This is a genomic window from Paenibacillus sp. JT22N1, from assembly GCF_059692155.1.
The window spans coordinates 47,594-62,592 of sequence record NZ_JCAUAW010000028.1 but is presented as its reverse complement, the minus strand read 5'-3'; the positions used below and the strand labels follow the sequence as shown (position 1 = coordinate 62,592).

At 47.3% G+C, this 14,999-nt stretch carries 12 protein-coding genes; all 12 read right to left on the bottom strand.

Going from position 1 to position 14,999, the window contains the following annotated elements:
* Positions 1–10: 10 nt before the first annotated feature.
* Positions 11–904: a flagellar hook-basal body protein gene (locus AC58UU_RS34785; protein WP_497322074.1), complete on the bottom strand. Its 894-nt coding sequence runs from the start codon at positions 902–904 to the stop codon at positions 11–13.
* A 28-nt stretch (positions 905–932) separates the two neighbouring features.
* Positions 933–1,931: a rod shape-determining protein gene (locus AC58UU_RS34780; RefSeq protein ID WP_029195639.1), complete on the bottom strand. Its 999-nt coding sequence runs from the start codon at positions 1,929–1,931 to the stop codon at positions 933–935.
* 167 nt (positions 1,932–2,098) lie between these two features.
* Positions 2,099–2,389, bottom strand: coding sequence for a sporulation transcriptional regulator SpoIIID (gene spoIIID, locus AC58UU_RS34775; RefSeq protein WP_047682268.1), 291 nt, complete (start codon positions 2,387–2,389; stop codon positions 2,099–2,101).
* Between the two features lie 269 nt (positions 2,390–2,658).
* Positions 2,659–3,393, bottom strand: coding sequence for a peptidoglycan DD-metalloendopeptidase family protein (locus tag AC58UU_RS34770; RefSeq protein ID WP_497322073.1), 735 nt, complete (start codon positions 3,391–3,393; stop codon positions 2,659–2,661).
* An 82-nt stretch (positions 3,394–3,475) separates the two neighbouring features.
* Positions 3,476–4,528 carry a stage II sporulation protein D gene (gene spoIID, locus AC58UU_RS34765; RefSeq protein WP_497322072.1) on the bottom strand — a complete coding sequence of 351 codons (1,053 nt, stop codon included), beginning with the start codon at positions 4,526–4,528 and terminating at the stop codon, positions 3,476–3,478.
* Between the two features lie 440 nt (positions 4,529–4,968).
* Positions 4,969–6,288, bottom strand: coding sequence for a UDP-N-acetylglucosamine 1-carboxyvinyltransferase (gene murA / locus AC58UU_RS34760; protein WP_307555856.1), 1,320 nt, complete (start codon positions 6,286–6,288; stop codon positions 4,969–4,971).
* Between the two features lie 198 nt (positions 6,289–6,486).
* Positions 6,487–6,747, bottom strand: coding sequence for a DUF1146 family protein (locus AC58UU_RS34755; protein WP_246321231.1), 261 nt, complete (start codon positions 6,745–6,747; stop codon positions 6,487–6,489).
* 19 nt (positions 6,748–6,766) lie between these two features.
* Entirely contained in the window at positions 6,767–9,295 is a 2,529-nt protein-coding gene (locus tag AC58UU_RS34750) for a S8 family peptidase (protein ID WP_497322071.1), read from the bottom strand.
* Between the two features lie 318 nt (positions 9,296–9,613).
* Positions 9,614–11,125, bottom strand: coding sequence for an NADH-quinone oxidoreductase subunit N (locus AC58UU_RS34745; protein WP_497322070.1), 1,512 nt, complete (start codon positions 11,123–11,125; stop codon positions 9,614–9,616).
* Between the two features lie 4 nt (positions 11,126–11,129).
* Positions 11,130–12,752 (bottom strand): complex I subunit 4 family protein, encoded by a 1,623-nt coding sequence (locus AC58UU_RS34740; RefSeq protein WP_497322069.1) that lies wholly within the window; start codon positions 12,750–12,752, stop codon positions 11,130–11,132.
* Positions 12,742–14,670, bottom strand: a complete 1,929-nt coding sequence (gene nuoL, locus AC58UU_RS34735) for an NADH-quinone oxidoreductase subunit L (RefSeq protein WP_497322068.1) — start codon at positions 14,668–14,670, stop codon at positions 12,742–12,744. The genes AC58UU_RS34740 and nuoL overlap by 11 nt, the downstream gene beginning before the upstream one ends.
* 15 nt (positions 14,671–14,685) lie before the next feature.
* Positions 14,686–14,997, bottom strand: coding sequence for an NADH-quinone oxidoreductase subunit NuoK (gene nuoK, locus AC58UU_RS34730; protein WP_029195649.1), 312 nt, complete (start codon positions 14,995–14,997; stop codon positions 14,686–14,688).
* Positions 14,998–14,999: the final 2 nt, after the last annotated feature.

The following is a 14,999-nucleotide window of genomic DNA, read 5'->3' as shown; positions in this document are numbered from 1 at the left end:
GCAAGCTAGATTAGACGCGCCCAACTTCATTCGCGGCTTTTTCCATACTTTTATCATATGATTGGATGACTTTTTGGTTTGCTTCATAAGCGCGAAGCGCTGACATCATATCGACCATCGATTGTGCGGAATCCACATTAGAGCGTTCTATGAAGCCTTGACGAACCTCTACTTGGTCACCTACAGCAACCTGCGTTACAGTTGCTTCATCGCCTGGATTAATGCGCAGCAGCCCGTTACCTTCACGCAGTAATAGATTCGGATTCTCTGCACGTGAGAGCATCAATCCTACGGGTTGGCCAGTCGGCCCCAGAAGGGGAAGACCATTCCCATCAAGGAACTCACCCTTGTCTGTCACCTTGAAGGAATGAATCGGCTGACCCGCTCCATCAATCAACAACAGGGGTTGTCCATCTCGGCCTAGCACAAGGTTACCGTTGGCATTAACTAGCTGGCCGGCAGTATCAACGGTGAACTTCCCGTTCAAGGAATACCGCTGCTCACCTTCAGCGTTCAACACCGTAAACAGTGCCTGCGGCTGAAACGTGCGTTCTCCATCCGCATTTACGAACTTACCTGAAGCATCAAAGTTCATACCAGGCACTTGTATTTTCGAAACAAGAGCAAAATCGAAGGGGTTTTGCGTTTCCTGCAAATCACCCTGTGCATGAATGGAGATATTCTCTTCGGAGAATACACCTAAACTCAACTTCCCAAGGGGAGCTGTCGAGGCACCTTGTCCACCGCGAATCGTCGATATAAGCATCTCCGGGAACGATCGAGACAAAGCATTGCCTTGTTTAAATCCTGGGGAATTAATGTTGGCAATATTATTCGTAATGGTATCGTGTCTGCGCTGTTCGGAGATCATGCCTGCCGCCGCGGTATACAGTCCTCTTAACATCTCTTCACCTCTTGGGTAGTATGTCTAATTAAAATTTACGTTTGGTAACCTTATCTAAGTTATCGAGCATAATGCCTGTTCCTTTAACGACACAGGACATTGGATCTTCCGCAATTAATACAGGTACTTTCAGTTCGTCCGCCAGCAGTTGATCGAGCCCATGCAGCAAAGCTCCGCCGCCTGTCAAAATAACACCGCGGTCAATAATGTCTGCCGATAGCTCTGGAGGTGTTCGCTCCAATACACTCTTCGCCGCAGTCACGATGGAGGAAACTGGATCCCACAGCGCTTCCTGAACTTCACTGGAGTGAATCGTGATCGTAAGTGGTAAACCGGATACCATATCTCTACCGCGAATATCCATCTCTTGATCTCTACCGTGTGGATATACCGTTCCGATTTTCAGCTTAATATCTTCGCTCGTCCGTTCACCAATCAGCAGCTTGTACTTATTTTTGATATATTTCGTAATCGCAATATCGAATTTGTCGCCTGCAATCTTAATGGAGGAGGAGGTGACGATGTCACCCATGGATAACACGGCCACATCCGTCGTCCCTCCGCCGATATCTACAACCATATTGCCGCTAGGCTGGAAGATGTCCATACCGGCACCAATTGCTGCTGCCTTCGGTTCTTCTTCCATGAATACCTCTCGGGCACCGCTGCGCTCAGCTGCTTCGCGGATCGCCTTCTGCTCAACCGAGGTGATGTTGGTAGGGGCGCAGATCAGTATTCTCGGATGAGAATACCAATTCTTGCCCCCTACTTTTGCGATAAAATGCTTCAACATCATTTCCGTAATATCAAAGTCCGCAATAACGCCATCTTTCAATGGACGAATCGCGATAATGTTGCCTGGAGTTCTGCCCACCATGCGGAAAGCTTCTTCTCCTACAGCCAGCACGCGTTTCGTATCGCTTTCAATCGCTACTACGGAAGGCTCATCGAGCACAACACCGCGTCCTTTTACATGAATAAGCACATTCGCCGTGCCGAGATCTATTCCAATATCCTTGCTTAACATTTCTAGTTAATCCTCCCTAAACCTACCGTCCATCCCGTGAAGAATCGGCGCTCTTATATATAGTTCTAATTATAAGCTAAATTCGCTATAAATGCATTAATTCCTCTTTTTGCGTGAAATTTCGACACGGGAAGTATGAAGGAAACCTTTCGGGATGAAGGATACTTTTAGGACTTGACCGTGACCAGGTTTTCGGAAAGCTTCGGATTTCGAGTTTTTCGGTACTTAATTTTCGTCGCTTCTCCTCCTCTTAGGTGCCTGATTGACTTGTGATACTCCAGAATGTGCTTCACCTGATTGGCCAGGTCCGGGTTGATTTCCGGTAGTCTTTCCGTCAAATCCTTGTGCACCGTGCTTTTGGAAACGCCGAATTCCTTAGCAATGGTGCGAACCGTATTCTTGGTCTCGACGATACAGGTACCAATCTTAATGGTTCGCTCTTTGATGTAATCGTGCACTCCCCTCGCCTCCCTACTCGAGATAGTTTGGTAAAGTATATGAGGGGCATGACTAGATATTCTACGTAGCCAAGCCTGACAAGCCCATTTCCCATATTTATTTTCAAAATAATCAAGAATAATCGATTCTGGCGTCCTTCGGACAAGCATTTTTGGTAAAAGTGAAGCGAAGCAAAGTAAAAACTACTCCTTGTATCCATGCAAAAAAGCAGCAGGATGTACCCGCTGCCCTTATTTTATGTAGGCGTTCGCCTATGCGTCGAAACTGATTACTGCTTAGCGTTTAAAAGTGTTTCTGGATTAATCGCTGCATTGTCGCTAACTTGGCGGACTTCAAAGTGCAGATGCACGCCGTCCTCTTTCTCGAACTCGTTGCGTCCTGCTTTCGCGATGATGTCGCCTTTTTTCACTTCAGTGCCTTTGGTTACTTTCACCTCGGACAAGCTTTGGTAAACACTGATCAAACCATTGCTGTGCGTAATTTCAACGAGACTGCCCACAACCGGATTCTGTTCAACCGCAGTCACCTTGCCACTCAGAGCAGCTAATACTTCGAAGGCTGCGCCATCTTTGGCTTTCAAGTCAATAGCAGTATGCGGCGTCAATTGATCGTTATATTGGATCATTGCCGTCTGCTTCACTTCATTCGTTGCATTTGTGTCATAGAAGGGGATGGAGACATCGACCAGTGTTCTGTCTTTAACAGGCCACTGAATCGTTTCGGTTTGTGCGTTGACCGCGACCGCCCCGTCCGGTGCTTTGGTAGTGTCTGTCGCTTTGTCGCTGCTAACCTTAATGCCCAGATCTTCTTGGCTGACTGTCTTCGTCCCGGCGTCCTGGTACACCCACATTAAGGTTAAGATAATTGCTGCTGCTGCCATATACGTTGCTGGGAATACCCACTTCTTAGCAAGCAACCTCTTCCATGTGGATGTCGTACTTTGCGCTCCTTGTGCAGTTTTAGGAGCTTCTTCTTTTTGAAAACCTTTGTTTTGATCATTCATGGTTATCACCTCATCAACCATTCTTGACACATTTAAAGGTTTTATACTTGAAGAAAGATATTTTTATAGAAACGTTAAAGGATTACGATTTTCGGATAAAAGGTGTCGCTTTTTCGATAGAGATGCCAGTGTAATAGTAGGTTACGATTTGCTCCGCTGTTTTTCCTTCCTTCGCCATACCATTGGCGCCCCATTGACTTAAGCCAACACCGTGGCCATATCCGTAGGTGCTAATCGTGATTTTGGAGCCTGACCATTCCCACGTAAATTGAGAGGATGCTAGTCCTAGCTTCTCTCGTACTTCACGACCTGAAAATATTTTACCGCCAATAGTTATGGTTTTAATCCGGTGGCCGGCTGACCACGCTAGCACTTTCATATTTTTGGTGCTTGTACCTGTTGTTGCTATACTCGTAACGCCTAGCTTCTGAAGCATACTCTTGTAACTAAAATCAACGGTTTCTTGATAGCGAGAAGATAGCTTTACATCCCAGGGGCTTGGCACACTGCGCAGGTAGGGACTCTTGAACGGCCAGTAATCTTCCGAGTTTTCGGTGTATCCATTACTTGTCGAGAAAAAGGTGGCGTTGATAGGTTTATGCTCATAAGTGAGGATTAGATCTTTGGTTTCATTCACGGCTCTATCGATTTTGGCCATATTCGTCTCATAACGCTTGTCCCATCTGTCTCTTAGCTCTTGTTCCGTAAGATAGGCTTGATGCGCAGTAGTGTCTGTCACAAGTGCATCGCTAACCGGCATATTGCTGTAATCCTTCTCTAGCACTCTACGCACGACATAAGTCCTAGCCGCCATAGCCTGCGCTTTGAGCGCCTCCAGCTCGAATTCGACCGGCATTTCGGCGGCAAGCACACCTTTCACATACTGTTCCAGCGGTACCGTCTCAATCGTCGCTTTTTTGGTCAGATACACGGGAATCATTAGGCCTTGATCGGTGATTGTTTCCTCGGTCAATCCGTTTTTTGCAATTTGGATGGGAGGTGGGGCGCCGCCATCCGGAATCTTCTTAACTAGCAAACCTGGAACGATAATAGTCACACATAGCATGGAAGATAAGCAAACAGCCATCCAAAGGATGACCCTGTGGTTAATCACGCGTTTCTTCTTCAACATCATCTAAGCAGCCTCCATAAGCGCGTTTACTAGTAGGTAGTTGATATGACTTAGCTTATGAGAGGGATTGCTAGAATAGAACAATGGACTATCAGGTAAAATGCGTGAGATTGTGTATGCTAGAGCATCCGGGGAACCTCGACTGTTACTTGTAACTGTGCTGCCCCTGTTTTACTTTCTTACGGAATGCTGGTAAACAGCGTCGTTGTACTTCGCCACATTAATGCACAAGCTCCCATGACAGATCAAACCGCCACTAGCAAGAATAAAAATATTTGCTGCACATTTTGCAGGTAATTACCTCCAAATGGCATACAAAGCATAATTTCGATGCACTAAATGCATCTTTGTTTCGCACTTACTCTCGCAAAACGAGGGGGCATAAGGACGGACAACAAAAAAGAACCATCGGAGTAACCCCCGATGGTTCATCAAACACAATCCTAAGCAAGCGTCGGCTGGATGTTGAAAAAACCCAACTCCGCAGCTTCCTGCTCCACTTCTTGCGGCACCGATCTATAAATATCGGCACCTAACTCACGCAGTACGTCAGTAATATCGACATAACCGCGATCAATATGGTGAACGCCTGTAATCTCGGTTTCACCTTCTGCAGCTAGAGCCGCTAGAATAAGCGCCGCACCTGCACGCAGGTCTGTTGCGCATACTTTCGCACCCTGCAGCTTGGCATTACCGCTCACGATAGCTGTACGGCCATCGACTTTGATATGAGCGTTCATGTTCGAGAACTCCTCGACATGCATGAACCGATTCTCGAACACGGTCTCGGTCACGAGGCTCGTGCCGTCCGCCACCATCAGCAGCGCCATCATTTGCGACTGCATATCGGTTGGGAAGCCCGGATACGGCAGCGTCTTCACATCAACCGCGCGAAGCGGCCCCGAAGCGCTGACACGAATACCGTTCTCATCTTCTTCGATGATAACGCCCATTTCTTGCATTTTAGAAATAACAGGTCGGAGATGGTCGCCAATAGCGCCCTCCATATACAGTTCACTACCAGTAATAGCTGCGGCAATCATATATGTACCCGCTTCAACGCGATCCGGAATAACCGTATGTACAACTCCACGAAGTTTCTCTACGCCTTCTATGCGAATAACACCTGTTCCTGCCCCGCGAATCGTCGCGCCCATGGCATTCAAGTAATTCGCCAAATCGACAATTTCCGGCTCTTTAGCAGCATTCTCAATGATGGTTGTGCCCTCAGCGAGCGTAGCTGCCATCATGATGTTCTCGGTTGCGCCTACACTGGCTACATCGAGATAAATTTTGGCACCCTTCAGGCGCCCTTTCACTTTAGCTTCGATATACCCTTGACCCAGTTCAATATCGGCACCCATCGCTTCGAAGCCTTTGAGATGCTGATCAATTGGCCTTGTGCCAATCGCACAGCCGCCTGGGAGCGAAATTCTCGCTTGACCAAGCCTTGCTAACAAAGGACCCATCACGAGGAAAGAGGCTCTCATTTTACGGACTAGATCATAAGATGCTTCACATGTGTTAATGTTGTGAGCACGAACTCGAATAACCTGACGGTTATATTCCACTTCAATACCTAAGCTTTGCAATACTTTATTAATGACTAGTACATCGTCAAGGGGAGGCGCATCATGGATGACGCTTTCACCTTCCGAACCCAGAATGGAAGCTGCAATAATCGGTAGAACCGCATTCTTTGCTCCGTTGATTTTCACATTGCCAGCTAACTTTCGGCCACCGCGGACGATAATTTTGCTCATCATGGTCCCTCCGCGCACTTATTTTAAATTACAAGGTTTTGCACATTTCCTAAGTTTATCATTTCAACCCATACAGTTACAACTGTGTTCTTTTGGCATTCCAACAACCCTACATAGAGTTCGGATAAGGTTTCGTTTTTCATTCCGTTCTATTATCCATTGTTGACAACAAACTTGCGCATTATTCGAAAAATATGATTAAAACATCTTACCAAAGCCCATGGACAGGCCTAAATACTGGATGAAAAAACTTGCGACCAAGTGTCCGAGGGCAATAGAAAGCAAAATTTGCAGCATAATCGCTTGAGCAGCTTTAGGCCGTTTGAGCAGGACATCGAAGCGGAACGCTTGCAGCGCCCACCACGATAGGCCAATACACATGATGTAGACAGCAATATCCACCATATTCATCATCGAAGCATATTTCGCCGCTTCATTCCATTTGTCTGTATCTGCCATAAGTCACTCCTCTTCGGTTTTACCGATTCATTACTTTAGCGAGCAGTGTTACGAATTCAGCTCGTGTTGCTTGCTCATCAGGCCGGAAGGTACCGTCCGAATAGCCGCTTATCCAACCATCCGCCGACATTTGTTTCAGAATCCCCACACCCCAATATGTATCATTCACATCGCTAAAAGGTGAGTTACCCCGTTTTTTCCCTGTCATATTCATGCTGCGGGCAAGCATCTGTGTCATCTCCATACGTGTAAGCGTACGATCCGGCCCGAATGTTCCATCCGGGTAACCATCCACAATATTTGCTTGAACCGCTTTAGCTACGTATTCGTAAGCCCAATGCGAAGCATCCATATCGCTAAAACGCAGCCCCTGACGTTTAGACAGCTTCAAAGCTCGCGTCAATACCGTTGCTGCCTCCGCACGCGTAATGGGCTGATTTGGAGCAAAACGGTAGTTTCCGTAACCACTAATCACACCTTGCTCCGTAAGTTGGCTAATGGCATCCTTTGCCCAGTGTCCATCAATATCAGCAAATCCGCTCACCAGCGCGTAGCTGCCAACTTTTAACCGATACATTTGGCTCATAAACCATTGGTTGGCTTGAAGCTTGATATAATAGGTGCCTGCAGGTAGGGTTTTCTCGATAAAGAATTGATCCGTACCATAATCATTCCGATATATGCCTTGTTCCTTCAAAGAACTATCATATAGCGTTGCATATAAAATGCGTGAAGTCGGTATGTTCGTTAAACGCACTTGGGCGAGACCGTCCTTGCTCATGCGGAATTCGAACCAATCAACGTCATCACTTTTGTTAAATACACCCTCATACACGGAATTCATCGCAGCAAAAGTAGCTTGGTACGATTTATCATTCGGCTCATTCGGATCGATCAGCTTCGGCGTGTATTCTACTTCTAGCGTATACTCACCCGTAATCGGTTCTGAGTAATCCTTCATATTACTGACACGAATATAATACTGACCTGGGAGCAGATCCATTTGGGAGCTGACCTCAATGCCTCCATCTCCGGCTTGGTCGATCGTAATCGACTTCTCCCCTTCCTTCTGAAAAAGGATCATCGGATCTATGCGCCCTGTGTCTACGGATACCCTGATTCGCATTGTACCTGAGTCTTTTAGGGATATTGCAAACCAATCCAGATCTCCTTTTTGATGAAAAGTACCTCGGATAGTTTGACTCCGATCAGGTAAAACGAATGCTTTATACTGCTTATCATTATCCTCAAATGGATCCTTATAAATAACAAAATCCGTCCGCATCGAGTAATTTAACGCCGTCTTGCGGGAACGATCAACCGTCTGCAGCTGTACATACGTGCGCCCTTTGGTCACAGAAACCGTGAAAGGCTGACTTCCGTCCGATGTACTATTCGCGATAAACGTTTCTCCAGAGTCGAAACGTACTCGGATACCCGAGCTTTCTGCGCTATTCAGCCATAATTTAATAAACCCATCATAGGCCGCATCAATGGCGTACCAATCTTGGTCTTGCGCTGAGCTAAGTACAGCTTTAACAGCCGTATGAACCGGCAATATAGCAGCCTGATTCATATTTTCGTTAGGCTCAAAGTAATCCTCACTGTACGGCTTCGTCAGTGCCAAATCCACTCTTAACAACCCATTGCCCGTTCTGGAATCCCATCCCGCTGACGCCAAGTCTTCTGCCGTCTGCTCGAGCTGTGCACGAACTTGATACACGTTCAAACTCGGGTATTTGCCCCATACCAAAGCTGCAGCTGCAGCAACCTGGGGTGCAGACATGGAGCTTCCATCTTGATACTGATAGCCGCCACCCAGTGCTGTTGTATATACATCCCAGGGCGCCACAAGATCCAACTCCGGCCCAAAGTTCGAACGAGGGTCAGCAAGCCTTTCCGAGTTAACGCCCCCTACAGCTAGAACAGTTGGATATGCCGCAGGGTATTTCACACTTGTACTTTCATTACCAACAGCGGCAACGAGCAGTACATTACGCTCCTCTGCATACTGCACAATGCCTTCCATATAATCGGAATATTTGTTCAGCCCTAGGGAAAGCACTACGATTTTCGCGCCGTGATCCACTGCGTACTTAATGCCTTCGCCAAGCTTTGCTTCGCCGCCTGTACCGTCGGCCTCCAATGCTTTGATTGGCATAATTTTGGCATTAGGAGCTATGCCTGCAATCCCTTTATCGTTATTGAACGTGGCCGCAATGATACCTGCTACGTTCGTTCCATGTCCATTATCATCTTGAGGCTTTTTCGAAGGCTGAAGCAGATTCACACCATCTACTAAATTACCTACTAAATCAGGATGTACAAGATCAACGCCCGTATCGACGACCGCTACGACAATGGGTGTCCGGGAATCTCCTGCCGCAGCCCAAGCTTGATCGATGTGGATCATGTCCAAATAGGTTTGTTTCACCCTCATAGGATCCGTTGACACCGGGTAGGCTGCTTCTACTTTCGTCATCATCCCTGTAAGTCCCACAACAAGCATCATTAATACAATGAGCCAAAGGTGTCGAGTACATTTCATGAAATCACAAGTCCTTTTTGTTGTATGATCTTTTTTCCTTCTCTATCTATACCACATTACCCGACTTCTCGATATATATAACGGTTTTTCGTCGCAAAAAGTTCAGAACTTGAGCAAATATTTTTGCATGTATGTACGGGATGGCAGTCAATCATTCTCCTGTATATTGTACATCGAAATGACAGGTCGTGAAGCCCTTGGAATAATTTGCTGCAAAAGCGATAAATGACTCATTCTTCTGGAATCGGCCGAACGCGTAAACCAACACAAAAAAGCCTTCCCCCACTTCTTTAAGTAGGGAAAGGCTTATTCATAAATTTACATAATTAGAAAATCCTTCGTCAAGGTGAATATGGCTTCGATGCCTTTCAGCACAAGGTGTGGAACAACGCCCAACGCCACGCTTATGAGGGCACATGACCAAACCGTTATCCCTAACGGAATCGACACCTTAATCTCGGCAGGCTCGTAATCGCTGCGCATAAACATTTGACGTACGATGCCGAAATAGTAGTAGAAGGATACGACGCTAGTAGCGATCATCAGTGACCCTAGCCAATAGTGCTGAGTCTGCATCGTTCCTAGGATGATGTAGAGCTTCCCGAAAAACCCGCCAGATAAAGGAATACCGGCCAATGAAAGCACGATGAGTACCATGGCTACGGCTGTTATTGGGGCCCTGTAATAGAGACCAGCGAAACCTTTCGCCTCGGTATGGCCTTCTGCCTGCTCAATAATCATCAGCACTGCGAAAGCTCCGATATTCATAAACAAGTACGCGATCAGATAGAAAATAAATTCAGAGAAGTTCGCGTAGTGGGTACCGGAAAAGTAAGTTCCGATCGGAACGAGTAAGTAACCTGCATTGGCAATTCCTGAGTAGGCCAAAAGCCTTTTCATATTCGTTTGCTTCAGCGCAATGAAATTACCGGTTACCATCGCGATGGCAGCCATCACCGATATGGCCAGGAACACGTCCGATTGAAAACTGCTGTCTTCAAAGCTGCTAAATCCAAACAGCACGTAGAATACGCGGAATAGGATGGCGAAGCCAGCGCCCTTGGACACGACAGCCAAAAATGCCGTCACAGGCGTCGGTGCGCCTTGGTACACATCCGGTGCCCAGCTGTGGAAAGGAGCAGCGGCGATTTTGAAGCCGAAGCCAGCTAACAGCATGAAGAATGCTACATAAAGCAGCGGCTCGTAAGCAGTTACGAGTGATGGAAGAGCAGCACCAATTTGCGACAAATTGCTGGACCCGACCATCCCGTATAGGAATGACATGCCATACAAGATGATCGCAGATGAAATACCGCCCATGACCAAATACTTGAAGGCACCCTCGTTAGATTTGCTATCTTTTTTCTTCATAGCTACGAGCAAGTACGAAGTAATACTCAACAGCTCCAACCCAACGTACAGCGTGATAAGGTCACCCGAGGATGACATAATCATGGCACCGAGCGCGGCGGGCAGATAGAAGTAGTAATATTCTCCGACGTGTGGAATGGCATCTTCTTTGATGAAGCCTAAGCTCATCAAGACAATGAAGCCCGTACCTAGTAATGTGAACAATTTGAGTAGATTCGAGAAATCATCCACTCTGTAGCTATTATTGAGCAGCCCAATAGCCTCTTCTGGATTCAACTGCAGAACAACGAATATCGCAGAAATAGCAATGCCAACCAACGTCAGCCATCCAATTATCGAGCGACTAAGCCTGCCCGGGAGGACCAAATCCAAGAGAGATAGGATGATCGCGGTGGCAACCAGCGAAAGCTCAGGGAGCAGATGCACTAAATCAGCGACATGGAGTCTTATCTGTTCCACCGGTCTAACCTCCTATCTTCCCGGCTACGCTGTGGATCAATTGATCCAAGCTGCCTATCGTTTGCTGTAGCGGCTGACTCAGCACGCTTGGGTATACACCGAGCAAGAGAATGAACGCCACCAATGTAATCATCGGCACCGCCTCGATTAATCTGGCGTCGCGCATGCCTTGCAGCTGTAGGTTCGGCTGTTTAGGGCCGAACGTGATGTTCAGAACCCCGCGCAGCACGTAAACCGCGGTAAAAATGATCCCAAGTGTACCGACTATCGCGTACACTCGGTGCGTTTCGAAGAGTCCGAGAAACGCGAGGAACTCACTTATGAAGCCGGATAACCCCGGCAATCCGAGCGATGCCATACCAGCGACCAGCAGAATGCCGCTGATGAAAGGTATGGACGACGCGAGACCGCCTAATTGGTCGAGCTGCGTCGTTTGGGTCCTCTCGTAGATGCTGCCTACGAGCAAGAACATCAGGGCCGAGATGAGGCCGTGTGAGATCAGTTGGAACACGGCGCCCTGCAGGCCCGACACGTTGAACGCGGCGAGACCGAGCAGGACGATGCCCATGTGGCTAATACTCGAGTAGGCCAGCACGAGCTTGAAGTCCTTTTGTACCATCGCGAGAATCGCGCCGTACACGATGTTGATGACGCCGAGGAGCGCCAGCATCCAGGCCCACTGCTTGGCTTCCCCCGGGAAGAACAGGATGCCGAACCGGATGAGGCCGTAGGCCCCCATTTTCAGCAAAATCCCGGAGTGAATCATAACAACGGCAGGCGGAGCCTCTGTATGTACTTTGAGCATCCATGTATGGAACGGGAAGATCGGCAGCTTAATACCGAAGGCGACCAGCAGCATAATGAATACGGTCCACTTCATGGTCGGACTAAGAAAGAACGGCGATCCTTCTTGATTTACATAAGCGGCGGGATCTTGCAGCAAATTATGTGCAATCGTATGAATGTCACCGCTGTAGTAAATGACAGCTTCTGTCTGCGAAGGAACCTGGTTGAATCCAGCCGTGCTGACGAGAATTAAGAACGCGATCAACATGATCGCAGATCCAAGTCCATTGTAAAGCAGGAAGCGATTGGCAGCTTGCTCCCGATTCATATACCCCCAAATTCCGATCAAGAAGAACATCGGGACGAGCGTAATTTCAAAGAACAAGAAGAACAAGAATAGATCCTGTGATAAGAAAACTCCGAACATACCGGTTTCTAGCAGCAAAAACAGAATGAAGTACGTTTTCCAGCGTTTCTTAATATACACCGAAGCTAAAGCAGCCATTGATGATACAAGTGCAGTTAGAAACACGAGCGGCAAGGAAATGCCGTCAACCGCCAATGAATACTTAAACTCGAAGAAATACGAAGTGATTTGCTGAATTCCCTCATGGTTAAGCGGAACTTTGATCCAGTCCAGCTGTTCTTTATACTGAATCGGATCACCCTGATAATTGTAATCACTATACAACCACGCCGCCAAAATAAGCGGGATCAGTGTCGTGACAATACCAATTGTTTTAATCAAACGGCCTTGATCACCACGGATGAAGAGCAAGACCAGAACGCCAAGCAGCGGCGAGAAGGCAATCATACTTAGGATGGGTATACTAGCCAGCATGGATGAACCTCCTTCCTGCGATGGCGAGTACCAGAATCAGCATCCCCAAAATCATGATGACACCATAGGTTTGTAGTTGACCATTTTGGAGACGCGAGCCTAGACGCCCTAATCCAACCACTGTAAAGGCGACCAAACGCACAATACCGTCAACGATATACACATCAAACAGTTCGAGTATCCAGCCTAAACCGCGAAGCGGTTTTACAATGACACCATCATAAATTTCATCAATGAAATATTTACGATTCAGCAGCGTATACAGCCACGGCATTTTACTGGAAACCACATCGCGCGGAATCGTACGTTTGAGGTAGATCAAGTAACCGAGCCCAATTCCAAGCACACCAGCCAGTGTGGACAAAATAATGACGGTCCAATTGGCTTTCTCATCATGATCATGTCCTGTCAACCATTGACTGAGCCATTCGTTAAACGGCGTATTCACAAAGCCCGCAACAACCGCAAGCACAGCAAGAATAATCAATGGTGTGGTCATTGTTGCCGGAGACTCATGGGGTTCATGAGCGGTATGTGCAGCATGACCATGATCATCGTGATCATCTGCAGTTTTTGCTTTACCTCTAGGCGATCCCATAAACACGAGGAAGAACAAACGAGACATATAGAACGCTGTGAAGAAGGCAGCAATGACACCGACCCAGAACAAGAGCTGGTTATGCTCGTATGCTTCCGTCAAGATCATATCCTTCGACCAGAACCCTGCGAAAGGGAAAATACCTGAAAGTGCCAGCGTGCCTATCGCGAATGTCCAGGTCGTGATTTTCATTTTGCGGGATAAACCGCCCATTTCGTTAATGTCTTGCGTATGAACGGCGTGAATCACACTGCCTGCGCCCAAGAAGAGCAGCGCTTTGAAGAAGGCGTGCGTGAACAAATGAAACATACCAGACGTATAGGAAACACCAATCCCGAGCGCCATCATCATATAACCGAGTTGGCTCACGGTCGAGTAGGCGAGAATGCGTTTGATATCGTTCTGAGCAATACCAATTGTGGCCGCAAAGATCGCTGTGAAACCACCCACATAAGCTACAACAAGCAAAGCATCCGGTGATGCGTGGAAAATATCAAAGGTTCGCGCAACGAGATACACCCCAGCAGCAACCATCGTTGCAGCGTGGATTAGCGCACTGATCGGCGTTGGACCTTCCATGGCATCTGGCAGCCACGTATGCAGCGGAAATTGACCAGACTTACCCATCGCCCCGATGAATATCAGAATAGCAATCCATGTGATGATCGTTGGGTCGATTTTGCCCGTAGTAAAAGCATTATGAATAGATGTGAAATCAAGTGCATGCCCTGGCATATACCAGAACAGCAGCAGAATGGCAATAAACAGGCCCACGTCCCCTATGCGGGTAACGATGAATGCCTTTTTTGCAGCAGCCTTGGCCTCTGGCTTGAAGTACCAGAATCCGACGAGCAGGAAGGAACATACCCCTACTAGCTCCCAGAAGATGTACAGCTCCAGCATATTTTCTGAGATAACAAGGCCAAGCATGGAGAAGGAGAACAAAGCGATATAGCCAAAAAATACATGAATTCGCTCGTCACCTTTCATATAACCTTTGGAATAAATGTTCACCAGCAAAGACACTAGTGTTACAATCACGAGCATCAAGGCGTTCAGATTGTTAACCTCAAAGCCCATATTCAGCGTGAAATCGCCAACTTGCAGCCAATGCAACTTATTCCACGTATAATCTTCCACTTTACCGCCAATTCGTTCAACGAAAATCAGCAAAGCCACGATAAATGATGCCAGCATCGCGAAAATACTGATGTAAATACCTAGATCTTTTAATTGACGTCCCATAGCCGTAAGCGCTAGAAAAGCAAGCAGCGGAAACAACGGAATGAGCCAGGCGTACTGTGAATAGTCCGATACCATATCCTTGTTAGCCTCCTAGCGCTTCATAGAATCCAAATCCGTAACTTCTACTGTCCCTTTATTTCTGTAAATGGTAATTAGAATCGCGATCCCGACAGCCGCCTCAGCAGCTGCTATGGTGATGTTGAAAAGCGAGAAAATCTGTCCGGTAAGAGCCGGATGGTCACCAAGCTTTGAAAAGGCAATCAAATTCAAGTTCACCGCATTCAGCATAAGCTCAATTGAAAGCAGGACGATAACCCCGTTCTTCTTCGTTAACGCACCGTATAAGCCGATGCAGAACAGGATTGCCGCCAGCGTGAGATAGGGAGTAATAATATTGCCCACAG

What these genes read in the sequence shown, in the direction of transcription:
- AC58UU_RS34770 (WP_497322073.1), bottom strand. Translation starts at nt 3,393, where the DNA reads ATGAATGATCAAAACAAAGGTTTTCAAAAAGAAGAAGCTCCTAAAACT.
- spoIID (WP_497322072.1), bottom strand. Translation starts at nt 4,528, where the DNA reads ATGATGTTGAAGAAGAAACGCGTGATTAACCACAGGGTCATCCTTTGG.
- AC58UU_RS34785 (WP_497322074.1), bottom strand. Translation starts at nt 904, where the DNA reads ATGTTAAGAGGACTGTATACCGCGGCGGCAGGCATGATCTCCGAACAG.
- murA (WP_307555856.1), bottom strand. Translation starts at nt 6,288, where the DNA reads ATGAGCAAAATTATCGTCCGCGGTGGCCGAAAGTTAGCTGGCAATGTG.
- AC58UU_RS34755 (WP_246321231.1), bottom strand. Translation starts at nt 6,747, where the DNA reads ATGGCAGATACAGACAAATGGAATGAAGCGGCGAAATATGCTTCGATG.
- AC58UU_RS34780 (WP_029195639.1), bottom strand. Translation starts at nt 1,931, where the DNA reads ATGTTAAGCAAGGATATTGGAATAGATCTCGGCACGGCGAATGTGCTT.
- nuoL (WP_497322068.1), bottom strand. Translation starts at nt 14,670, where the DNA reads ATGGTATCGGACTATTCACAGTACGCCTGGCTCATTCCGTTGTTTCCG.
- AC58UU_RS34750 (WP_497322071.1), bottom strand. Translation starts at nt 9,295, where the DNA reads ATGAAATGTACTCGACACCTTTGGCTCATTGTATTAATGATGCTTGTT.
- AC58UU_RS34740 (WP_497322069.1), bottom strand. Translation starts at nt 12,752, where the DNA reads ATGCTGGCTAGTATACCCATCCTAAGTATGATTGCCTTCTCGCCGCTG.